Origin of the sequence: Paradesulfitobacterium ferrireducens (assembly GCF_017310645.1) — a bacterium.
Lineage (GTDB): Bacteria > Bacillota > Desulfitobacteriia > Desulfitobacteriales > Desulfitobacteriaceae > Paradesulfitobacterium > Paradesulfitobacterium ferrireducens.
Genome location: NZ_JAFLRH010000017.1, coordinates 35457 through 57969 on the forward strand (window position 1 = coordinate 35457; position 22513 = coordinate 57969).

23 protein-coding genes are annotated in these 22513 nt (G+C 50.4%); all 23 read right to left on the reverse strand.

All coding sequences use genetic code 11. The features are described 5' to 3' along the window. Positions 1-19: 19 nt before the first annotated feature. Positions 20-1120: a sugar kinase gene (locus tag J0X21_RS05340; protein ID WP_206811163.1), complete on the reverse strand. Its 1101-nt coding sequence runs from the start codon at positions 1118-1120 to the stop codon at positions 20-22. Positions 1121-1383: 263 nt separating this feature from the next. After that, a complete protein-coding gene (locus tag J0X21_RS05345; RefSeq protein WP_206811164.1) occupies positions 1384-2031 on the reverse strand; it encodes a bifunctional 2-keto-4-hydroxyglutarate aldolase/2-keto-3-deoxy-6-phosphogluconate aldolase in 648 nt (215 codons plus the stop codon). 24 nt (positions 2032-2055) lie between these two features. Further along, complete coding sequence (gene uxuA / locus J0X21_RS05350) at positions 2056-3126, reverse strand: mannonate dehydratase (RefSeq protein WP_206811165.1); 1071 nt, start codon at positions 3124-3126, stop codon at positions 2056-2058. A 39-nt stretch (positions 3127-3165) separates the two neighbouring features. Continuing rightward, positions 3166-4440 (reverse strand): TRAP transporter large permease, encoded by a 1275-nt coding sequence (locus J0X21_RS05355; protein ID WP_206811166.1) that lies wholly within the window; start codon positions 4438-4440, stop codon positions 3166-3168. Continuing rightward, entirely contained in the window at positions 4437-4928 is a 492-nt protein-coding gene (locus J0X21_RS05360) for a TRAP transporter small permease (RefSeq protein WP_206811167.1), read from the reverse strand. The genes J0X21_RS05355 and J0X21_RS05360 overlap by 4 nt, the downstream gene beginning before the upstream one ends. A 96-nt stretch (positions 4929-5024) precedes the next feature. Beyond that, complete coding sequence (locus J0X21_RS05365) at positions 5025-6050, reverse strand: TRAP transporter substrate-binding protein (protein WP_206811168.1); 1026 nt, start codon at positions 6048-6050, stop codon at positions 5025-5027. A gap of 150 nt (positions 6051-6200) precedes the next feature. Then, entirely contained in the window at positions 6201-7247 is a 1047-nt protein-coding gene (locus J0X21_RS05370; protein ID WP_236006085.1) for a Zn-dependent oxidoreductase, read from the reverse strand. A 7-nt stretch (positions 7248-7254) separates the two neighbouring features. After that, the gene (locus J0X21_RS05375; protein WP_206811169.1) at positions 7255-7935 is read right to left on the reverse strand and encodes a GntR family transcriptional regulator; all 681 of its coding nucleotides are present in this window, start codon (positions 7933-7935) and stop codon (positions 7255-7257) included. A 196-nt stretch (positions 7936-8131) separates the two neighbouring features. After that, positions 8132-8425 (reverse strand): zinc-ribbon domain containing protein, encoded by a 294-nt coding sequence (locus J0X21_RS05380; RefSeq protein ID WP_206811170.1) that lies wholly within the window; start codon positions 8423-8425, stop codon positions 8132-8134. A 102-nt stretch (positions 8426-8527) separates the two neighbouring features. After that, positions 8528-9256: a ComF family protein gene (locus J0X21_RS05385; RefSeq protein WP_206811171.1), complete on the reverse strand. Its 729-nt coding sequence runs from the start codon at positions 9254-9256 to the stop codon at positions 8528-8530. A 20-nt stretch (positions 9257-9276) separates the two neighbouring features. Beyond that, the gene (locus J0X21_RS05390; RefSeq protein WP_206811172.1) at positions 9277-11010 is read right to left on the reverse strand and encodes a DEAD/DEAH box helicase family protein; all 1734 of its coding nucleotides are present in this window, start codon (positions 11008-11010) and stop codon (positions 9277-9279) included. 7 nt (positions 11011-11017) lie between these two features. Next, complete coding sequence (locus J0X21_RS05395) at positions 11018-11203, reverse strand: hypothetical protein (RefSeq protein ID WP_206811173.1); 186 nt, start codon at positions 11201-11203, stop codon at positions 11018-11020. 29 nt (positions 11204-11232) lie between these two features. Next, positions 11233-13143 (reverse strand): O-antigen ligase family protein, encoded by a 1911-nt coding sequence (locus tag J0X21_RS05400; protein ID WP_206811174.1) that lies wholly within the window; start codon positions 13141-13143, stop codon positions 11233-11235. Between the two features lie 18 nt (positions 13144-13161). After that, positions 13162-13599 carry a 3-hydroxyacyl-ACP dehydratase FabZ gene (gene fabZ, locus J0X21_RS05405; protein ID WP_206811175.1) on the reverse strand — a complete coding sequence of 146 codons (438 nt, stop codon included), beginning with the start codon at positions 13597-13599 and terminating at the stop codon, positions 13162-13164. A gap of 2 nt (positions 13600-13601) precedes the next feature. Then, positions 13602-14624, reverse strand: a complete 1023-nt coding sequence (rfbB, locus tag J0X21_RS05410; protein WP_206811176.1) for a dTDP-glucose 4,6-dehydratase — start codon at positions 14622-14624, stop codon at positions 13602-13604. Positions 14625-14752: 128 nt separating this feature from the next. Next, positions 14753-15208 (reverse strand): dTDP-4-dehydrorhamnose 3,5-epimerase family protein, encoded by a 456-nt coding sequence (locus J0X21_RS05415; protein ID WP_206811177.1) that lies wholly within the window; start codon positions 15206-15208, stop codon positions 14753-14755. Positions 15209-15257: 49 nt separating this feature from the next. Further along, positions 15258-16004, reverse strand: a complete 747-nt coding sequence (locus tag J0X21_RS05420) for a sugar phosphate nucleotidyltransferase (RefSeq protein ID WP_206811178.1) — start codon at positions 16002-16004, stop codon at positions 15258-15260. A gap of 24 nt (positions 16005-16028) precedes the next feature. Further along, positions 16029-16967 carry a glycosyltransferase family 2 protein gene (locus J0X21_RS05425; protein WP_206811179.1) on the reverse strand — a complete coding sequence of 313 codons (939 nt, stop codon included), beginning with the start codon at positions 16965-16967 and terminating at the stop codon, positions 16029-16031. 4 nt (positions 16968-16971) lie between these two features. Next, the gene (locus tag J0X21_RS05430) at positions 16972-18120 is read right to left on the reverse strand and encodes a glycosyltransferase family 4 protein (protein WP_206811180.1); all 1149 of its coding nucleotides are present in this window, start codon (positions 18118-18120) and stop codon (positions 16972-16974) included. Positions 18121-18148: 28 nt separating this feature from the next. Then, positions 18149-19558: a flippase gene (locus J0X21_RS05435; protein ID WP_206811181.1), complete on the reverse strand. Its 1410-nt coding sequence runs from the start codon at positions 19556-19558 to the stop codon at positions 18149-18151. A 68-nt stretch (positions 19559-19626) separates the two neighbouring features. Further along, complete coding sequence (locus J0X21_RS05440; protein WP_206811182.1) at positions 19627-20817, reverse strand: anti-sigma factor domain-containing protein; 1191 nt, start codon at positions 20815-20817, stop codon at positions 19627-19629. Then, positions 20814-21527, reverse strand: a complete 714-nt coding sequence (sigI, locus tag J0X21_RS05445) for an RNA polymerase sigma-I factor (RefSeq protein WP_206811183.1) — start codon at positions 21525-21527, stop codon at positions 20814-20816. The genes J0X21_RS05440 and sigI overlap by 4 nt, the downstream gene beginning before the upstream one ends. Positions 21528-21656: 129 nt before the next feature. After that, positions 21657-22397: a WecB/TagA/CpsF family glycosyltransferase gene (locus tag J0X21_RS05450; RefSeq protein WP_206811184.1), complete on the reverse strand. Its 741-nt coding sequence runs from the start codon at positions 22395-22397 to the stop codon at positions 21657-21659. Between the last annotated feature and the right edge of the window lie 116 nt (positions 22398-22513).

The following is a 22513-nucleotide window of genomic DNA, read 5'->3' on the forward strand; positions in this document are numbered from 1 at the left end:
TTAATTTATCCTTCCGTTGTTATCTTTGAACCCTGGCGCTTCCGCCCTTCATCAGATTTTCCACTTCTTTGCGACTGGCCATGGAGGTATCTCCGGGGGTGGTCATCGCCAGGGCACCATGGGCGGCCCCGTAATTAACCGCTTGTGACGGGTCGCCGGTTGTCATAAGCCCGTAAATCAGACCTGAGGCAAAGCTGTCTCCGCCGCCTACCCTGTCGAAGATTTCCAGATTGTTATACTCGTTGGCCTTGTAGATCTCTCCGCCAGCCCAGCAGATGGCGCTCCAGTCATTGACCGTAGCCGTTTTCACGGTGCGGAGCGTGGTGGCCACCAATTTAAAGTTGGGATAGGTTTTTACAACCTGATCAATCATCTTCTTATATCCATCCAGGTTCAGCTCTTTCAGGTTTTTGTCATTGCCCTCCACTTCAAATCCGAGGCTGGCTGTAAAGTCCTCCTCATTTCCGATCATGACATCAACGTATTTGGCCAATTCCTTATTGACTTCCTGGGCTCTGGCTTGGCCGCCGATATGGCTCCAGAGCGAAGGGCGATAGTTGAGATCGTAGGAAACGATCGTGCCGTATTTTTTCGCCGTCTGCACAGCCTCCAGCACGACCTCCGGGGTGGTGTCCGACAAGGCGGCGAAAATACCGCCGGTGTGAAACCATCTTGAACCGAGCTCGCGAAAGATATAGTCCCAGTCAATGTCACCCTTTTTCAGCTGAGAAGCGGCCGTGTTGCCCCGGTCAGACACCCCTAATGCGCCGCGCACGCCAAACCCTCTCTCCGTGAAGTTGAGGCCGTTGCGCACGCTTCTCCCGATTCCGTCGTAAGGTACCCATTTGATCAGAGAGGGATCGACCCCGCCCTGCAAAATGAAATCTTCCACCAGCCTGCCGATTTCATTATCCGCAAAAGCAGTGACAACGGCCACGTTCATGCCAAAGCATTTCCGGAGCCCGCGGGATACGTTGTATTCTCCGCCGCCCTCCCATGCTTTAAACTGCCTGGCATTCTTAATCCGGCCGTCACCCGGGTCCAGCCTCAGCATGACTTCACCCAGGGATATACAATCATATTTACAGCTGTCTTTCGGTTTCACATTAATTACTGACATGGTATTGGCCCCTCTTTTCAACAGTTAATTCGTTAGATTACCCTGAAAAAGTCCTCCAGCGTTCCATATTTCTAAGCGAATCCCTTCGCAGCGATGAATCAAGGTGCGACTTTGACTGCGGACAAGCAGACGCCATCAACGGAAAACCCCTACCCCTAACGCTTTGGCGGCTGCCCGCAGTCAAACAAAGCACATTCCTCTGTTGACGATGCAGGGTGAGCGGGAAATTCGAACGCGAAACAATGGACTTTTTCAGGGGACACTTAGTTCGCTCTGGCTTCCCTGATCTTCTCCATAAACTGCTTGGCGATCGTGGTAATGGATTCATAATCGCCTTTCTTAGCCCCGGCGGTCAGATTTCCGCCGACTCCGACAGCGACCGCCCCGGCTTTGATCCATTGACTGACATTGTCCAGGCTTACCCCCCCGGTCGGCATCAGGGATGCCTGGGGCAGAGGACCTTTGATCGCTTTAATGATAGCCGGGCCAAACAGTTCTCCCGGGAAAATCTTGACCACATCCGCTCCGGCTTCCATGCATTCCACTGTTTCCTTGACCGTCATCGCTCCCGGCATAACCGGAACCTGGTACCTGTTGCAGAGTTTTACTGTTTCGGTATTTAAACAGGGACTGACAATATATTGAGCGCCGGCGAGGATGGCCGCCCGTGCCGTCTCAGGATCCAGAACCGTACCGGCACCGATGATGATTTCACCGGATGGGTAGTTCTGAACCAATTCTTTGATCAGATCGGCCGCTGAGGGTACGGTAAAGGTAATTTCAATGGCGGCCACGCCGCCGGCAATACACGCTTCGGTTATTTTAAAAGCCTGCTCCGTACTTTCCGCCCTCACAACGGCAACCAGTCCTCCGTCTTTGATCTTGGTCAGGATTTGTTCTTTCGTTGCCATTGAGTTCATCCTTTCTGTGAAGACTTAAGCGTCTTTTTTGCTTCTCTCCAGGGCATCCCAGTTGCCCCACAAATACATAATTCCGAGCGCTCGGTCATACAGTCCGTAACCCGGCCTGCATTTTTCATTCCAGATGTGCCGGCCATGATCCGGCCGGACATAGCCGGTAAATCCAATGTCATGATAAGCCTTGACGATCTCGCTGATATCCAGGGAGCCGTCACTGGACCGGTGTGAGGTCTCAATAAAATCTCCGTTTTCATAAACTCTAACGTTTCTGATATGGGCAAAAGCGATTCTATCGGCAAATTCCCGCACCATTTCCGAAATATTGTTCTTGGGATTAGAGCCCAAAGAACCGCTGCAAAGCGTAAGCGCATTGGATGGGCTGTCTACCAGCTTTAATAATCTCCGGAGATTTTCTTTATTGGTAATAATTCTGGGCAATCCGAAGACGGACCAGGGCGGATCGTCCGGGTGGATGGCCATTTTTATATCGTGCAGCTCGGCCACGGGAATAATCTGCTCAAGGAAATACTTTAGGTTAGACCACAAATTTTCCTCAGTCACGTTCCGGTAGGCTTGGAAAAGCTGCGGCAGGTGTTTTAACCGTTCCGGTTCCCACCCAGGCATCGTCAGATCCGGATTGGAAGCGATTTGATCCACGAGTTCAAACGGATCCATATTGTCAATTTTAGCTTTTTCAAAGAAGAGAGCGGTGGAGCCATCCTCCAATTTTTCGAATAAATTGGTCCTGGTCCAATCAAAGACGGGCATAAAGTTGTAGCAAATGACTTTGACCCCTACTTGGGCCAGCTTTTCAATGGTTCGTTTATAATTCTCGATATACTTATCTCTGGTAGGCAAACCCAGTTTGATATCTTCGTGGACATTGACGCTTTCGACCACATCAATATGGAAGCCGTATGGATGCGCTGTTTTTTGCACTTCGAGGATTCTGTCCAGGGGCCACTCTTCACCGGCCGGCACATCATGGAGCGCCCAGACAATCCCTTCAACTCCGGGAATTTGCTTTATTTGTTCCAAGGTTACTGTATCATTGCCTGCTCCATACCATCTAAAAACCATTTTCATAACAGTATTTCCTCCGGATGTTATCCTGTGATCTGGAACTTACTTCGCCATATAGTGAACCAAGAACAGGGAAATCTGCGGGACATAGGTTACTAAGGCTAATACCGCTAAACTGACGCCCAGGAACGGCACAATGGCTTTGCTCATACGGCCCAAGGAAATCTTGCCAATGCCACCGGCGACATAAAGGCACACTCCCACCGGCGGGGTGGTCAAGCCGATCACGAGATTCAGGACGGCGATAATAGCGAATTGAATCGGGTCAACGCCCACACTGGTAGCCACTTGCAGCAAAGTCGGGAACAAGATCACCAAGGCGGCGATCGTTTCCATGAAAGCTCCCACGAACAAGAGCAGCAGATTAATTAACAAAAGCATTAAATACTTATTGTGCGTAATGCCAAGCATAAACCCGGCAATCGCTTGCGGAATCTGCTCGCTGGCCATAATCCAGGCAAAGATGTTGGCGAATCCAACCAAGAGCATAATGCCTGCGCTTTGCACAGCAGACTCAATCACGATTTTGGGTATATCTTTCAATTTAAGCTCTTTATACACAAACAAACCGACAACCAGGCCATAAACTACCGCCACAAAGGCTGCTTCGGTCGGAGTGAAAATGCCCCCGACAATCCCAACAAAAATGATGGCTGTCATTAAGATGGCCCAGAATGCTCCAATAAAGCTCTTGCCGATTTCCGGGAGACTGTATTTCCGTCCTTTCGGATAATTGTTTTTGACGGACATATAATACCAGAGTCCCATGAAGCCCAAACCCATTAAGATGCCCGGTATAGCCCCGGCGACAAACAGCTTGCCCACTGAAAGGCCGGTCAAGGTTCCGGCAATAATCATCGGGACGCTGGGGGGAATAATCGGGCCCACGGTGGAAGCAGCCGCCGTTAAGCCGCAGCTTTGGTCAAGATCATACCCTTGTTTTTTCATAGCGGGGATCATAATGGAGCCGACACTGGCGGCGTCGGAGACTGCGGTTCCGGAGATACCGGCAAACACCATGGAGGTCACAACGTTCGCAAGCCCCAAGCCGCCGCGGATACGCCCTACCAAAGCATTGCTCAGATCAACGATCTTGTTCGTGATCCCTCCGTTATTCATTAAATTCCCTGCCAGGATAAAACCCGGCACACAGAGCAACACAAAGGAATCAAGGCCGGCAAACATTTTTTGGGGAATTACGATCAGCGGTATGTCTGCCATGAATAGATAGATTAGGGAGGAGATACCAAGGGAAAAGGCGACAGGTACACCAACCATCAATAAGAGGAGAAAGCTAAGAAAGAGTACTAACGTCATTTTTGTTCACCCCCTAATCCGGCTGCGAAATTTTTGATCATTGAGACTAACTCGATCACGAAATAGATGATCAAGAACAACCCGCTAATCGGTATGACGCCAAAGATATATTGCATCGGAAGCATGAGTACTGATGAGCGTTGGATCAGCCCTAGTTCGGCAAACTTGATACCCTGCACGAAAATAACTCCCGAAAATATTACCAGTCCCGCATAAATTAAGATATTAAGCACTTTCTCGATTGTTCGGGGCAGCAGATTAAAGACAAAATCCACATTGACATACGCCTTTTCTTTCACCGCTAAACCAGCGGCAAAGGCAATCGTGTACAGAAATAAATACCTGGCCGCTTCTTCAGTCCAACTCGGTGATTTAATGAAAGAATACCTGGTGATGACCTGAATCATGACCACCGCGATCAGACCTGCTATACAAATAATCATACCGGCCTGGAGGAACCCATCCAGAAATTTTTTCAATGTTTTCATATGATCCTCCGACTGTTAATTTGGGGGGAATCTTTACTCTTCCGAGGAACTGAACAGGCCTGGCCGTCACCAGACCTGTTCGTACTTCGTTTATACTTATCTCGTGTTCATAATTTTTTCATAGATATCTTTTTGCGCAGGATTCAGAGAAGAGAGAATGGCCGGTTTTGCTTTGGCTTCGAAAGCGGCTTGATCCGTATCAACAAACTGCATTCCCTCACTTTGCAGTTTTTGGGTCAGTGCTTGTTCGTCTTTCAGCATCAAATCATGTTCATAAGTCTGCATATCTTTTGCCGCATCGAGAACGATTTGTTGAAGATCCTTGGGCATGGATTCGAACTTCTTATTGCCGATTACAACATAAATCCAGCTGCGTACGTGTTCAGTGCGGTTAATATATTTTTGGACCTCATAGAAGCCTGAGCTTTGAATCAGTGCCAGCGGATTTTCCTGAGCGTCAACCGTTCCTTGTTGGAGTCCGGTAAACACTTCACCTAAAGCCATCGGCGTCGGTTTCGCCCCTAATGCTTCCCAGGCCTTGACATAGAGCGGCACATTGGGAACCCGCAGCCTGAGGCCGTTCAAGTCATCCGGAGTTTTGATCGGACGGTTGCTGGTCAAGTAGCGGGGACCGCGGGCAAACCAAGTGAGCGGGCGCAAGCCGGTTTTATCGAGAATCTCTTGCTCTATTTCCTTGCCAATTGGCCCATCAGCCACTTTCTTTAACTGATCATCACTTTTAATCAGGTAGAGAGCACCCATTACCCCAACCTTCGGCGCCCAGTTTTGCAGGGACTCCCCTGTAATGGTCATGTCGGCGGTTCCTGCCTGGATTCCGTTGATGGTATCCATTTCCGAGCCAAGCTGGCTGTTCGGGTAAACTTTGACTTCGATGCGGCCATTGGATTTTTTCTTGACTTCATCGGCAAAATAGAGAGCCGCTTTATGCCAGCTGTTGTTTTCATCAGCCACGTGGCCAAACTTAAGGGTGAATTCGGGTTTCTTGTCTCCCCCTTGATTGGACGCCGTGTTATTGCCGCTGGTGCCGCATCCGGCCAGGCTTCCCATTAATAACACCCCAGCGAGACCCAACGATGCAATCTTGATCCATCTCCTGTTCATTTTCATCCTCCGTTTTCTCCAATTGATAATCTTTCTCTGGATTCGATTTTGACCGGAAACTCTGGAAAAGATTCACCCCCCAAGCAGAATCTTATTGCTCACTTTTTTAGGAAGCTTTTATCTGTATCAAATACCCTAAAAAAGTAACAACTACTGTTGAAAAAGCAGAACCGCTTTGCAGACCTTCTGAGGCTCTGTCTCAATAAGGTGCAAGGCTTTTTCGATTTCGGTGTAGGGAAAGGTATGAGAAATCAGCTTTTCCGGATTCACCTCTCCCTTGTTAAACCACTCAATCACCTGAGGAAATCGATGGGCATTGAGCCTTGACCCGCGAATATCGAGCTCATTCTTGGTGATATACAACTGAGCCAGCTGAGAAGGTGTTTCGGTAAATCCCAAGACCACAACCCTGGCTGCCGGGCAGGCTAATTGCACACCGTCTTCCAGGAGCTTAGGCAGGCCTACGGCCTCGACCACAACCGTTACGCCAACACCATTCGTTTCTTTCATAACAATTTCTCTTAGGTCTTGCTTAGAACTGTTTACAATAACATCTGCTCCCATTTGCTTCGCCATGTCCAGGCGTTCCTCGAGAATATCGGTAATAATTGCCCTGGCACCGGTTTTCTTAACGGCCTGCAAAATGATTAAGCCAATTGGACCTGCGCCGAGTATTAAGACGATATCTCTCGCTTCGATCTCCCCGCGTGCCAGGACTTGGGCGGCAATACTGTACGGCTCGACTAAAGCAGCAGCCTCCCACGGCAAATCCGGGGATATCTTGTACACACTGGAGCTTTCCGCGGCAATATACTCGCGAAAGCCGCCGTCCAGGTGAACCCCTCTTACCTTTAACGAGGTGCAGACATTAGGGCGGCCAAGCGAACATGGGTAGCAAGCTCCGCAGCTCACAACCGGATCAACGGTCACGTGATCGCCAATTTTCAGATCCTGAACTTTTGCGCCCACTTCAACGATTTCGCCCACGATTTCATGGCCGATAATTCTGGGATAGGTTGCCACCGGAGAAGTGCCGTGGTAGATGTGTATATCTGAGCCACAGATGCCGGCGGCTTTAATCTTAATCAAGACTTCGTTCTCATGCGTTAGCTCGGGCTTTGCGACCTCCGCAATTTCAATGTTCCCGGGACTGTTTACTCTTATGGCTTTCATGTTTAGTTCCTTTCTTTGACTCATGATTTTCCTACTCAACTTCTTTAAAATACTCGGGGTATTTTTTAACTAACTCTGTTTTATCAAAGTTAACCGCCGTTAAGTGTTCTTTCATCGCCTTCTCGGCCAGTTCAGGATTTTTATGGATGATTCCGTTGAAAATATTGGAATGTTGGATGTAGATATCATCCCAATTAAAATTGGTTGCTAACCGCAACAGCCGAATTCGTTTAAAGTCATTATTCATTTCATCTATTATCTTCCAGATCCTGGTCTTGTCACAGCCTTCAAAAATCAGTTTGTGGAATTGCTCATCGGCTTGAAATTGTTTCTCAGAGTCATGATTTTTAATATACATTTCCTGATATTTTAAATTCATTTCTAAAGCAAAGACTTTTTCTTGCGAAAATTCTTTACAAGCTAAGTTAACTACCGCTTTTTCTAATGTTTCCCGCAAGAACCGCGCTTCTTCAACCAGGGATAAATCAATCAGCGAAACGAATGTCCCTTTTTGCGGATAAATCGTTAATAAGCCTTCCTGGGATAACCGCAGAAACGCTTCCCTGACCGGGGTTCTGCTCACATTGTATTTTTCGGATATTTCATTTTCTGAGATATTGGAACCGGGTTTAAGCCTCAGTTGAATGATTTCCTCTTTTAACAGCTCATACAGTTTTCTGCTGGCGGAGTTTTTATTTGTTTCAAAAATCATAGTCTTCTCCTTTACCATATTAATATACATGTATACTTGTATGGTAGTGTGCAAGATTTATTATACCCTTCCTTTTGAAAAATTCAAGATGTTTAAACTAAAAATGGTGTGTATGCTAAATATTTGGTTCATCCTTAAAGAAAAACGGGAAACCCTCATACGAGAGCTTCCCGTTCATACTGTCTGCTTATATATTTTAGCGTGCCGGGCGGTGGTGTTGGTAACACTCACGGCAGTAGACCGGACGATCGGAAGTCGGTTGGAACGGAACTTGGGTTTCTACCCCACAGTCCGCACATACAACCGTGTACATTTCGCGCGGTCTTCCTTCGGAACCATTGCGAGCGCTCTTGCGTGCGCTGCGGCAATCCCGGCAACGGAGAGGCTCATTTTCGAACCCTTTTTCAGCATAGAATTCTTGTTCTCCAGCGGTGAAAATGAAAGTTGCCCCACAGTCTTTGCATACCAGTTCTTTGTCTTGAAACGCCATGAAAAGTATTCCCCTTACATAAATAATGTGACAGGCTTATGCCCACCCAAAAATATTATACATTCATTCTGAGAACCTAACAAGATTTTTTTGTTTTTTTACCTATGCTTCCTTTCCTGCGGCCAGACACAACCCGTAAATTTCTTTAACTTCCGCCAAGTGCAAAGCCTGGGCACAGGCTTCAAGCGTTGCTCCTGTGGTCGTAACATCATCGATCAGCCAAATGACCCGGCCGCTTATTTCTTTCCCCTCAATCACTTCAAAACCCCCGCTTAAATTATGCAAGCGCTCCTGACGGGTAAGCGCTGCCTGGGAACGCGTAGGGAGCACGCGTTTAAGCCCGCTAAGCAAGGGAATCCCCAACTCCCAGTGCAGCGCGGAAGCAATGACCTCCGCCTGGTTAAACCCGCGCTCCGCCAAGCGGGAGTCATGCATCGGGACGGCCACCAGTCCGTCCGGAGGCGGCAGTTGGGCTTCAGCCCACTCTGCCAGGGGTCGGGCTATTTTCTCAATCAACGTGGGCTGGGCTTGGTATTTAAAGCGATGAATAAACTCGCGCCAGTGCCCGGAATAATGGCCCCAGGCAAGCACTCGCGTGAGGGCTTGAGGCCCGCGGTGCTCCCGGCAATCCCGGCAGTGGGTAAAGTCCTTGGGGATTAGTTTGCCGCAGGCCTGACAGCGTGCAAGCTCCGGCTGAAAGTATTCATGAAAACACGCCGGACAGACCGCTCCGTCTTCTCCCCCGCACAAGACACACTTTTCCTTACTTTCGTACCAGACGCTGCGCATGAATGAAAGGCTTATATCAATGATGGCTGAGGCTTTTACCATTTGCCCTCACCCCCTACTACTTAGTCCAGCAAGCCGGCCGATCGCGCCAGCTCATTCTGCTCGTGAATCCAGTCCACGGCTGTTTTCATTGCTTTGGTTGCACGTGCGGCAAAGAAGACAACCTCTCCCTCAGGGTGCGCCCGTGTGCGTCCGGCCCGGCCCGCCATCTGCACCAGAGTGCGCTCATCAAACACAGGATGGTCCGCGGCCATCACCGCCACCTGCACTCCCTCGACCGTTACTCCCCGTTCTAAAATCGTGGTTGCCACAAATAAATCAAATCCTCCCTGGCGCAAGCGGATAAGCTTCTCCTGTCTTTCCGGATCACTGCTGTAACTGCCGCTAATAGACCAGCTGGAGAATAGCCCCTTTAACCTTTCTGTCCATAACTTAACCCAGGAAATTTTGGGGACAAAGAAAATGACCGGTCCCCGCCGGCGCAGGGCCGCCAAATTCTCCCTGAGAGCAGACTCGACCCTGGCTTCCGTTATTTTGATCCATTGAGGCACCGGCAAAGGCCGGCGGTGATGGCGTGCCGGCAGGCGGATGATTCGCCCCGCCTTTCCCAGCCTTTGCCGGATTGCCGAATCAGGAGTCGCACTGAGAAACAGGATTTTCCCTCCGGGCCGCAAAGCCTGATTGATTCCCCACTGCAGCATCCGGCTGCCTCGATACGGAAAGGCATCCAGCTCGTCCAGAAAAATTAAATCAAACGCTCGGTAAAAGCGCAATACCTGGTGCGTCGTTGCCAACACCAGCTGGCCTGAGCCAAACTTCGCCGTCGAGGCACCGGATAGAACTGGAATGGATATGTCAGGGAAAGCCTGCTGCAGCCGGGGTGCCACATCGTGAACCACATCCTGGCGCGGTGCCGCAAAGAGCACTGCTTGTCCCTGGGCTAGGGCCCACTCCGCCGCCGGAAAACAGACTTCCGTCTTCCCTGCTCCGCAGGCCGCCCATAAAAGAGACTCCCGTTCGCGGGCAGACCGCGCGAACTCCAGTACCTCTCTTGCCGCTTGCTCCTGGGCTGCAGTCAACCTTAAGCCGGGAAAAAGTGAGCTGAACTGCTCTACCCCAACCCGGCCTATCCGGATCTTGCGGAATTTTCCTGCAGAAGCCCTCAAGTCCCGGTATATTACCTTCATCGAAGAAGAAGCACCCAAACTGCGGCAGCTCGGACAGGTAAAACTTGTTCCGTATAGGCCGGGCCACTCTTCCAACTCGCTTTCACCGCAGCGCTCACAGTACCAGCCCTTGCTTCCCCGGCGCACGGCAGGAACCCATTCCCCCAGGCCCGCACGCACCAAGATGTGGGCCTGCCGCCATAGCATATCCGCATTTAACCCGATGCCGGCCGCCAATACGCTTAATTCATCGTCTGTGAGTTGACGGCCGCTTAAACTATCCGCTAAATCATCCCCGGCGCTTCTCTCCAGGCTTAAATTTTCGTTACCCCTCATCTGCTCAAGGTCTTGCTGCTCAAGGTTCTGCCACTTCCAGTCGAATTTTTGCAGCGCATCCTCCTTGGCGATAATTTTCAGGATGAATCCTTCCGTTTCTAAACCTGCCCGTGTTCCTATCCGCGCAGATACCCGCGCGAAAATAGGCTCCAGGTAAGCCAACGGAATCCCCGGAATCAAAATTCTGAAGGGCGGCATACCCGTTTGTTCGCTTTCTTGGAAAAGCTTGTCCAGCTCCGGAAAGGGTGAAAGCTTAAACTCTCCCGCCGGAGTATGCATTAGGTAAAAAAGCATAAGCCGGTTAAGCCTCCTTTTTAGGCTGTACCAAGGCCTGAAAACGCCGCTCGATCAGAGCCTGCGGCTCCGGAGCGCTCAGCTTTGCCTGGAACTCAATGATCCTTGTCTCCAATCCCTGCGGCACCCGCCATTCCCATGCAGCCGCAAAAAACCAAAGCAACCCGGAAAGAACTAAAATAAATACTGACATTCGTCCCACCTGCCTACCTTAGGTTATGTTCAAAAGTTGGCAGGAGTGAGTGTTCTCTGCCTGGCATATTCCGCCAGGTAATCGATGGCAGGCGTGGGCTTAAAGTTTTCCCATTCAGGCCATAACCTGCGGGCATACCCAGGAATTAAACCCTGTTTTTCTTCGATCCGGGCCGGTATCATCTGCACCCAGTGGTAGAGAGTCCTGGCATCGCCGCTGCCGGAGGCTGATTTTGACTCGCGCATGGCGTCAGCCGCATGAAGAACGGCACCCTGGGCCCATTCATACGCATTAAGGTCGAAACTCCGCCAGGCCAGGGTTTCCTCTACAGCCCTCAGTCCAGCCTCGATATTTCCCTGGGCCAGTTCCAGCTCAGCCAGCTGCCGGCGCCAGGAAATCTCAGTCTGATCCCAAGAGAGGCCTTGGCGCCAGAGCCGGGCACCCGCCCCGGGATCATGTGCCTGCACCCGTTCCGCCTCCCGGCTTAGAGCCTGGCCCGGATTGATAAGCTCCGGCTGCACCAGATTGAGCGTAGGCATGAGCAGCAAATATAAAGCGGCCAAACCATAAAGTCCTGCGCGCAGAACCCTTGCCTGCATTAATGTCCATGGGAATTTTACACTCTGCCTGGCAGCTTCATAAAAGCCTGAACCGGATGATTGAGATATAGTTACCCCGGCCAGCAGCCAAAAAACAAGTCCCAGGGCACCAAAGGCGAAATCCGCGTCAACCATGGAATGCAGTATAAGAAAGAGCATGGGCCATTTTCCTGCACCCTCCCCCAGCCTGCGCCACATCCACACTGTCCAGGCTGCTATCAGACCCAACCCCGCCAAGCCCTGATTCAGCAACACCTGAATCAAGCCCGAGTGGGGATGAACGGTCCAGTACGGAAGGGTCTGAACGGCGGGAAACGCCAGCCACCCTCCGGCTCTGGGCCACCCCTGTGCTTTCCAGGCCAGGGATAACCCATCTAAGTAATATAGAAGGCGTTGTCCGATGCTGGGTGAAAACAGATCCCAAGAGCGCAGGTGTTCCCAGGCATTCGGAAATACTTTAACACTGAGCATGAGAATTATGACAAAAAGAATCAGTCTTTTTAAAATATAGATAAGGAAACCTCTACCGAAACCTGTGGATTGAGACCATCCCCACTGTTTAATCTGCCTCCAGGCGTTTGCCGCCGTTCCCCCGAGCGTACGTTTCCTCGCACCGGTATTCTTTTTTGCCTGCCATACTTTGATTCCAATTAGGGCAAGCACCAGGAGCAGGGCTGCCAGAGACCCCCGTGAGCCGGTGCTGAGCAAGGACACCCCCAAAAAAGCCTTCGTGAGAAAGCTTCCTCCGGGAAGGAGCAGTGCCGCCCCGACAAAAGCCGCTGTCGCATTGGGGTAGCCAAAGACCGAGCTAAACCTTCCCGCCTCAGGCAAAGGAGGAGCCGGCCAAATCAGATTTGCCCAGGGGAGCCAGCCAATCACAGCCACTGTTACAGCAGCCCAGCGGAGATGTGTGAGCAAGCGATCACCGGTATAACCCTTCCTCCCCGCTCCGGCGGCAAAACGGTAGACCAGCCAGTAAACCAGCCAACGCAAAACTTCAAACAGCCCGTCGATAAACCGCACCGGATGGATTAACCCCAGAGCGGATAATCCCGCCAGCCCAAGGAGAACAAAGTCGGTTAAACCGAAATCTGACAGCTCCAGGCTTCTCCCCTGAACCCCGGACTTGCGCGAATAATAGCTCTGACCTTGCCTACGCCTGGAAAGCAAAGCCAACCCCATCCTGCTCAAAACATAGAAGCCGAGGACTATCGCCGGCAATAACCACGTCTTCTGATAATACAATCCGGATGCCAGCACACTGAGCCAGAGAGAAAAAGCCAGGATGCGCTCACTGCTGCTCCCGGCTTTGCTGACTCTTTTTAGGTTAATTCCAATCATCGCTTGTTCCAATCACCCTTAGGCCGGGTTTTGGGGGCCCAAGGCAAACATCACTTTGCCCGAGGCCGCCAGCTCATCCCCAACGTAAGCCTTGCCTTCAGCCACGCCCACGCCGTGCCTGAGCTTGAGCACATTAACCTCCAGACGCAGTTGATCTCCCGGCCGCACCTGGCGCTTGAAACGCACTTCATCCATCCCGGCAAAAAGAGGAATCCGCCCGGCATATTCCTCTTTACTAAGCAGGATGATTGCCCCGACCTGAGCCAGACACTCCATAATCAGCACTCCCGGCATTACCGGGTACTTGGGAAAGTGCCCGGAAAAAAAACCTTCATTGGCAGAAACATTTTTTATCCCCACTGCCCTTTTCCCTTCTTCAAACTCAATAATGCGGTCCACCAGCAGAAACGGATAGCGATGAGGAAGAATCTCCTGAATTTTATCAATATCAATCATGCTTACCCTCCTAAATACTTTTGTCCATACATCCTGTCATAATAGTTCATGTACTCTCCGCTGATAATAGCGCGCCACCACGGTTCATGCTCAAGGTACCACTTGACCGTATTCTGAATCCCTTCCTCAAAGCGGATCTGGGGCTCCCAACCGAGTTCACGCTTGATCTTCCCGGCGTCAATGGCATAGCGCCGGTCATGCCCAGGACGGTCCTTGACAAACTCGATCAGGTCTTCCGGCCGGTCCAGCAAGCGCAGCACGGTTTTCACCAGCTCAAGATTCGTGCGTTCATTGTTCCCGCCAATATTATAGACCTCTCCGGCCTGACCGTGGCGCAAGACCAAATCGATAGCCCGGCAGTGGTCTTCCACATACAGCCAGTCACGCACGTTGAGGCCGTCCCCGTACACCGGCAGGCTCCTTCCCTCCAGGGCACGCCAAATCATCAGAGGGATCAGCTTCTCCGGAAACTGGTATGGGCCATAATTATTGGAGCAGCGGGTAATCGAGGCATTAAACCCGTACGTCTCAACCGCAGCCCGGACAAACCCGTCTGCCGCTGATTTACTGGCGGAGTACGGACTATTCGGTTTTAAGGGTGAATCTTCCGTAAACACCCCGCTTGGCCCCAAGGAGCCATATACCTCATCCGTAGAAACCTGAACAAAGCGCTCCACCCCGTATTTACGGCTCAAATCCAAAAGCTGAATCGTTCCCAGCACATTGGTTTCCGCAAAAGCCACCGGATTCTCAATACTACGGTCCACATGGGATTCTGCCGCAAAATGAACCACCGCCGCCGGTTCTTCCCGCTTAAACACTTCTTCCAAGGGCACGCGTTCCCTGATATCCGCTTTATAAAAGCTATAGTTGGGGCTGTCCTCAATGTCCTTGAGATTCGCCAGATTTCCGGCATAGGTTAAGGCATCCACATTAACAAAGCGGTCCTCCGGGTACTTCTTCACCATCGCCAGCAAAAAATTGGACCCGATAAATCCGGCCCCGCCGGTCACTAAAATATTCAAGTTAAGCCTCCATTCCGAAGTACTCAGTACTCAGTAGTCAGTAGTCAGTAGGATTTTGCATTCTTTTAGGGTTTCGACCCCTGATATGTACTAAGACATCCTCTCCTGTCTCCTGACTTCTACTTAATCTAGCGCGGCTTCGTCGTCCAGTCAAAGCCAATCCCCGGGTCATCCCACGGGATGCGCAGCTCATCCGGGTCATCGCGGCGATAGGATTCCGTGGTAAAGTAAACGATAATCGCCGGAACCTGGCCCAGGACCCGGTATCCATGGGCCACTCCCTTCGGAATCAGAAGCAGTCCCGGGTTATCCTCTCCCAGATAAAAGGTATTAGTTTCCCCTTTGGTGGGAGAATCCGGGCGCAAATCATAAAGGACTACCTGGGCATTCCCGCAGGGAAAGAACCAGAGGTCATCCTGCCGTTCATGATAATGAAAAGCCTTAATAACTCCCGGGTAAGATTTGGACAGGGAGGCCTGACCAAAGCGCTGCAAGAGTTCCTCGTCATCGCGCAGGATCTCCATAAAAAAGCCCCTGTCATCACTATGCCGGATGAGCTTCTTTAATGCTACTCCCTCAATCATTTTTTCTCCGGGTCAACTCCTTTAACCAGTATTGAATTCTTTTATCTCATTATCCCTTTAAAATCTCAGACACCCGGTCACCCAAGCCGGTTTCAAACGCGAGCTTATTGGCCAAAGACAGGGATTCAAAGGTTCCGGCATCTGTCCACCAGGATGAAAGCTGATCATACCGGAGTTCCCCGCGCGCGATATACGTGTTGTTGACATCTGTAATTTCCAGTTCCCCGCGGCCGGAAGGCTTTAAGGTCTTAATCATGGCAAAGACATCCGGATCATAACCGTAAATTCCGGTCACACACAGGTTGCTCTTAGGCTCACTCGGCTTTTCTTCGATCCCGGTGATCTTTCCGTCTTTTACTTCAGCCACTCCGTAACGCTGCGGGTCAGGCACTTCTTTTAACAGAATCCGTGCACCCTGCCCCTGAGCCTTGAACTCATCCACAAACGGTTTAATCGAATCTGCAAAGATATTATCCCCTAAAATGACCGCGCACAGGTCTGCTCCCACAAACTGTTCCGCCAGTCCCAAGGCTTGGGCGATTCCCCCGGCCTGATCCTGCACCTTAAAAGTAAAATCCAGCCCTAAATCCGCCCCGCTTCCGAGCAGGCTAACCACATCCCCCATGTGCTCTTTCCCGGTCACCACCAAAATTTCCGTGATTCCCGCTTCTTTCAGTTTGGCAACCGGATGAAAAATCATGGGGTAATGCCCCACCGGCAGCAAGTGTTTATTTGTCACTTTGGTCAGGGGATAGAGGCGCGTCCCGGTCCCGCCGGCTAATATAATGCCTTTCATCCAACACGGTCCTCCCTCGAAATTCTATGTATGGCCGCCTGGCCGGTTGCTTTGCGCAAGGTATTCCCTTGCCTTATCCATGTCCAGTTTCTCAGGGTCAGCCTTAAATCCTTCATAGAAGATCTGATATAAGCGCCACGGTTCCCTGCGAATCAAAATCCGGGCTAAGGCTTCGATAATCAGGTAGATATAAAATACAATCCTTTGCTCCCGGCCCGCATTGCGGCGCATGAATACGACCCGGTTGCGGTTCAGGAAATAATACCCTAACCCCTGATATTTGGATATGGTAGCCGAACGCTTGTGATATACCCGGCTGGCATGTAAACAGACCAGCTTATAACCGAGTCTCTGTGCTTTCAGACATAATTCCGTTTCCTCAAAGAACAAAAAGTAATTCTCAGGAATCAACCCCGTTTGAGCCAAAACTTTCGCTTTGACTACAAAACAGGCACCGCCTAAATAATCTACTTCGCGCATCTGCCCCCTAATTCCTGCATAGGGCTTACCTTTGGCAATTCCCTGGGCCAGCCCGCTGTAAAGAGAAAGGGATGCTCCCATGGCTTGGATCTGCGCTCTATTGTAGAAATCGCAGATGGTCGGTCCCGCCATCCCAACTTCGGGGTTTGAAGCCAGTGTATGTATGAGCGGCTCTAAGAAATCCGCTTCAGCTTCTACATCATTATTCAGAATGCAAATATATTCGGCCCCCTGGGCCAGAGCATATTGAATGCCCAAATTATTCCCATGGGCATAGCCATAATTCCCGTCACTTCGAAGGAGGGTATGCCGTGACAGGCTATGGTTTAGTATCTCCCAGGAATTATCGGTGGAACAGTTGTCAACCACAATCACCCGGTAATAGGGATAGGTGATCTGCTCCAGGCTCGCCACACAGCTGAGCGTTTCTTGAGCCGCGTTAAAATTTAGAATGATAAAATAAACGACCGGAAGGTTGGTCAACCTTTTAACTCCTCATTATCCTTTTTCTCAGTTCTCTATCAAGCTTAACACAAATTTCGTCCCAGTTAAACTTTTCGCGGCAGATGCGGGCGCTCCGGCCGCATAGTTCCGTTAAATCCGGGCGCTCCATGAATTCTGCCAGTTTGTCCGTTAAGGCATCCACATCTTTCACCGGTACCACCGCTCCGTTCCCTTCCCGCACCAGCTCGGAAGCAATTCCCACATCCGTGCTGATAATCACGGCTCCGGCAGCCGCCGCTTCGATTAAGGCAAAGCCAAAGCTTTCGTAATTAGACGTTAAACAAAAAATTTTAGCCCGGCTGTACTCCGTCCACAACTCCCGGCGCGATGCGAGTTCTCCCCTAAACAGGATATACTCTTTAAGCTCAGGATTCTGTTCCCAAAATCTGTCCAGATAACGCTGAAACTCTGAAGCCACTGCTCCCACCAAGACTAATTTCCACTCCCGCTTTCCTCTCTGCACCAGACGGGCAAACGCTTGCAAGAGCATGGGGGTATTTTTTTCCTCACTGCCAATCCTGGCCACCGTAAGGATCAGATTCTCTTTGCCCGCGTCTTGCAGTTCAGGCCGGTAACGCTCCAGATCAGCAAAATCCACTCCGTTTGGCAGGTAGATAATCTTGGCCCGGTGCGCCGGAAAAATCTCTGTAATATCCTGCTGAAGCTTCTCCTGCTCTACTCCGATCAGATCTACTCTCTCCAGGAACTGATGAAGAAGCTTCATTGGCAGCCTGCCCAGGCCTCTTAATTTTTCAACCAATTTAATACTGCAGTCGAGTTTGAGAAATATTATCCCACCCGGATTGACCCTTTTATAAGAATATGCATAGACAATAGAGCTCAACGTCATATGGAAAACTTGCAGAATATCTATCTCTTTCCCTTTACGGCGTAAATAATGAACCCCATCCCAGGCCGAATGGCGCCATGTACGGGATACGTCCCCTCGCTTCCCAATGAAATCGAGCTCTAAACCCGGAACTACATCTTCAAGATACGGATAGGGGCCATTGTCATACGTCGCCAGGACAGCTTGATAATTGCCAAGCTGTTTGAGCTTGTACGGTATCATCCCTACGTCCTTCACCAGATGGACATTTTGAGCCTCTGGAAACAACACACAATAGCGCATACCCGTCAGGCACCCTTTTCCCTTATTATCAAAACAGAGACGTTTTAATCTCCTCAAGTTTAACAATGCGCAGAAGAACTGCAGCAGCCGCATACATCACAATACCAAGTACAATCAAGATTAAAACCGGCACCAGCCCCCGGAGCAAGTACAGGACTCCGCCCATAAGTGCAGCCGGGAACACTGCCTTCAGCATATGGGACACAACCGGAGTCTTAACGACGCGGGACGCCGCTTGCCGCATTAAGATTAAGTTCAGTGTTTCCGAAATGAGGTTTATGGATGCAGCGATATAAATTCCGTAACGGGGAGTAAAGATCAGATTGAGCGCCAAGTTAACCATGGAGGAAAGTCCGATAATTTTAAGATAAGACTTTTCCAGATGCCAGGCATTTAGCTGATAGCCGAAAATCTCGCGCGTAAATAAGAGCACACTGAAAAGAAGCAGGATAACAAACGGCCCCGCCGCAGGAGCGTATTCTTGTCCGTAAAGGAGGATGATGATTTCTTGAGCCAGCACGATCCCCCCGACAGCCACCGGAATGATGAAAAGCGCAATAAATTTGGCCACCGTGGCCGTAAGCCGGGTCAGGCTCTCTTGATTTTGCTCATGGTGATGCTTAACCAAGCGCGGAAAGACCGGGACAAAAATAATCGCCACCACATTGGTCAAAAACAAGATGATATTATACGCTGCCGAATAGAGGCCCAATTCTGCTTCCGTCCGGGAAAAGCCGATGACAATCCGGTCGATATTGATATTGACCATGGCCAAGAGTCCGGAGATGAAAAAAGGAAAGCTCAGCCCAAGGTATCTTCGCAGTTCATTCCGGGTGAGTCCCAGTTGGAAGCGGATGTTCTTTTCTTTAAGAATGGAATATTGGTAACCGGCCGCCATCAGCAAGCCGGCCAATGTAGCAAGGGGCACATAATACAACTGTCCGTCCTGTTTTAAAAAAACAACCAGCATAAAGAAAGGCACCGCATTGCGTAAGACATTATATACCGCATTATGCTGCATTTCCTCTATCCCGGAATAAAACCAGTCGATGTTTAAGGCGGTGGGCAGCAAAGTCAGCCCGTATACAAGCATTAAAACTTTAAATGAAAAATCTTTGGGCATAAGGAGCGTTAACCCAACCAGCAACACATAAGCTGCAGCAAATAGGAAAAGCCTGGCCGAGATGATCTCGCCCAGGATCAGGGAGTGGCTTATATTCCCTTTGGAAACTTCTCGCACTCCATGTGTTTGCAGTCCAAAGAGCGTTAAGATCGAAAAGTATGTAATAATGGCCTGGGCCAGATTAATGCTGCCAAACCCCTCTTTGCCCACCACCCTGGCGATATAGGCAATCGTTAAAAAGGTAAGGAACTGGGCAAACACACTGGACAAGCCAACAGAAATAACATTTTTAGCGACTTTATTGATGATAGGCACCTTCCCGCCAGCACAAATTTCTTCTAGGCACCCTCCATTATAGCGAATATTCCTCTAAAACTCAAAAATCACCTATCTTTCTGTTCCCTTCCGGAACGCTCACGCTCCGATTCATCATCAAAGGTTTTTCCAGCCTCAAGCTCTTGGTCCCCGCCTTTGGAGCCCTCTTTTATACGATCGTTCTCATTAGCCTGAGGCTTGGGAGCGGGCGAAATGGGAGAGAGTACCGGAACAGACTTTTGCAGGGAATTTCCCCGCTCCTGTTTTTCAGAGGCTTCATGTTTATCATCTTCGTTCGCTTTGGAGCTGCGTTCTTGTCCTTGTATAAGGTTAGCTCTATCCTTTTCATTATTTTTAGCTTGCTCTTTTTCTTGATTTTGATCTTTATCTTTATCTTGATCTTTATCTTGATCCTTGTCTTTATCCCGTTTAAGCATATCTTTTATTGCCGAATCGTTTTTGCCTTGAGTCCCAGGAATTTGCAGCACTCCTTTATCTTTAAGCACCTGGGCCTGGATCTCAGGAGCTTCAAGCAGGCGTACCCGCTCTGTTTTGGTTTTCAGTTCCTTGGCCTCAACTTTTATTCCTGCTTTATCCGCGCTTTGCCATAAAGCATACTCTCCGATGCTCACCCCGGCTTGTTCTGCCTTGATCCGCTCCTGCTCACTTAACTGAAGCACTGCCATCCGGGCATTTACCTTTTCCTGAATGGCCGCACCGGCTGACTTAACAGCCTCCTCCAACGCCGGAGGCAGCTCCTTGTCTCCGTTCGGGGCCAGGCCGACCAATACCCAAGAGTGTTCATCCGTTAAATAGCCCTTGTTCTGTGCTTGCTCCAGAATTTTGGACATAGCCGCAGGCACAGGCTGATTTTTTAGTTCTAACGCCTGAAGGACTTTTTCTCCATCCGCATTGACGGCAGTGGCTTGAACTACTTGTTCACGCGCATTGACCGCAAGCTTAATGCTTGGGTTAATATCAATCGAAACCAGCGCAACGGCAGTTGATGCCTGGGCAAAGTTCCAGCCCAGAGCCACCGTCAGGGTCAATAATAGCAGTGCTGCCGCCGCAGCCCAGGCATGCCAGGCTCGCCAAGATTGTTTGTAGGTATCAGCCCAGCCTGCATCCGCGTCTAATTCAATTTCTTCCCCTACCTGAGCTCCGTAAGAATTGGGAAGACTGCGGAAAGAGCCGTCATCTGCAAGGACGGTGCACCGGGAACCGGTTGTTTCCAATATAACTGCTTTGATCTTGTTCATTGCTTTATTTCCCCTTTCCGGGGGAGTACATATTCCCTTAGATAGATGTAATCGTGCTGGTTCGCTATTAAAATCGCAACGGCTAGAAGGTATTTGCGTCCCCGTTCCAAAACCTTAGGATGAATTCCCGTTCTTTGGGCCAAGGCTTGCATCGGAACCTTTCCTTTCGCGCCGGCTTGCTGCCAGAGATCCTTATCCTGAGCCAAGATTCGGGCCGCCCGCAGCAAGGTTTCGCGGGAATCCCGGTGTTTAGGGGAAACTTCCACCAGGTCGGCAAAAGCCAGACCCCACTTCCCTAATTCCTGAGCATATTCCCTAATCTCAGCCGCCCGCTCCCGGTTTTGTACTCCTTCTTGAAAATCATGCAGGCTAAGAACGGCCTCCACGGCTACACCAACTTCTGCTTGATCCAGCGAAAGGGCTTCCCGGCTGCGTTGTTTCCGGTAATAGTCTATCAACCTGCGCTTAATGAGGACGCGAGCATAGGCTAGGAATGGGACTCCACGTTCGGGATCAAAATTGTCAATGGCTTCATTGAATGCAACAAAGGCTTCAGACAATTCTTCATCCCGGCCCCACTCCAGCGGTCTGTGAGACGCTTGACTGGCAACTTGGCGGACAAAAGGCTGAGATTCGTGCAAGAAAGCCTCCCGCGTGTCCTTGTCCGTTTGGATGCGGTCCCAAGGCCACCTCTCCTCCCATTCCGGCATTTCTCTATCCTCCTACTCCTTAATACGCGAGCGCTTCTTTTTTTCTGGGGGTACTGTAAAGTATTCAGGAGTCAGGAGTCAGAATTCAGAATATTTCCGGAGTATAATTTACCTTATTTCTCCTGACTCCTACTCCTGACTCCTGTCTACTGACTCCTGACTCCTCGTGGATTGGGCCAGCACCTTCAGCACAAAGCGGGGCAAAGCCAGTTGGCGTTTGAAACGCTTCGGCTCACGGATTAGACGGTAAAGCCATTCCAGATTTAAATTCTGCACCCATTGGGGCGCGCGTTTCACTACCCCGGCCAGCGCGTCAAAGCTTCCACCCACCCCGATGCTTACTTGGGCCAGGCGGGAATGCTCTGCCAGCCAGAACTCCTGACGGGGGCTGCCCAATCCTGCCAGCAATAGCTGGGGACGAAATGCCTGAATCCGTTCGAGAAGCATCCCTTCTTCAGCCGGTGTAAAATAACCGTGATGGGCCTGCCACTCAAACCCATTAACTCCGGTTGCCTTGTGTGCGGCCAGTTCTGCCACTCCCGGCTGTCCTCCCAGAAAAAAGACCCGCCATTTGCGTTCCCGGGCCAAAGGGAGCAGTCCCTCCAATAAATCAATGCCGGTCACTCTTTCCGGCAAAGGAGTTCCAAGTCTGGCAGCCGCCCATATCACCCCGATGCCGTCAGCTGTAACCAGGCCGGCTGTATTGATCACTTGCCGCAGGCGAACATCATGACTTGCCCGGAAAATCATTTCCGGGTTGGCCGTGACTACCCGCAGCCGCTCATTATCTTCGATCGTCCGGGCAATGCGTTCGATGCACGCCGCCAAAGTGATGTGATCTATCTTTACCCCCAGAATATCAACTTTCATAGCTAATCCTTACCTCAGCACTTGCACAAAGGATTCGTGCTCTCTTATCTTTCAAGCGCTCATTATTTACGGATAGATTATACGGAAAGCAGAAAATCCCGGAACTCGGCTTTTAC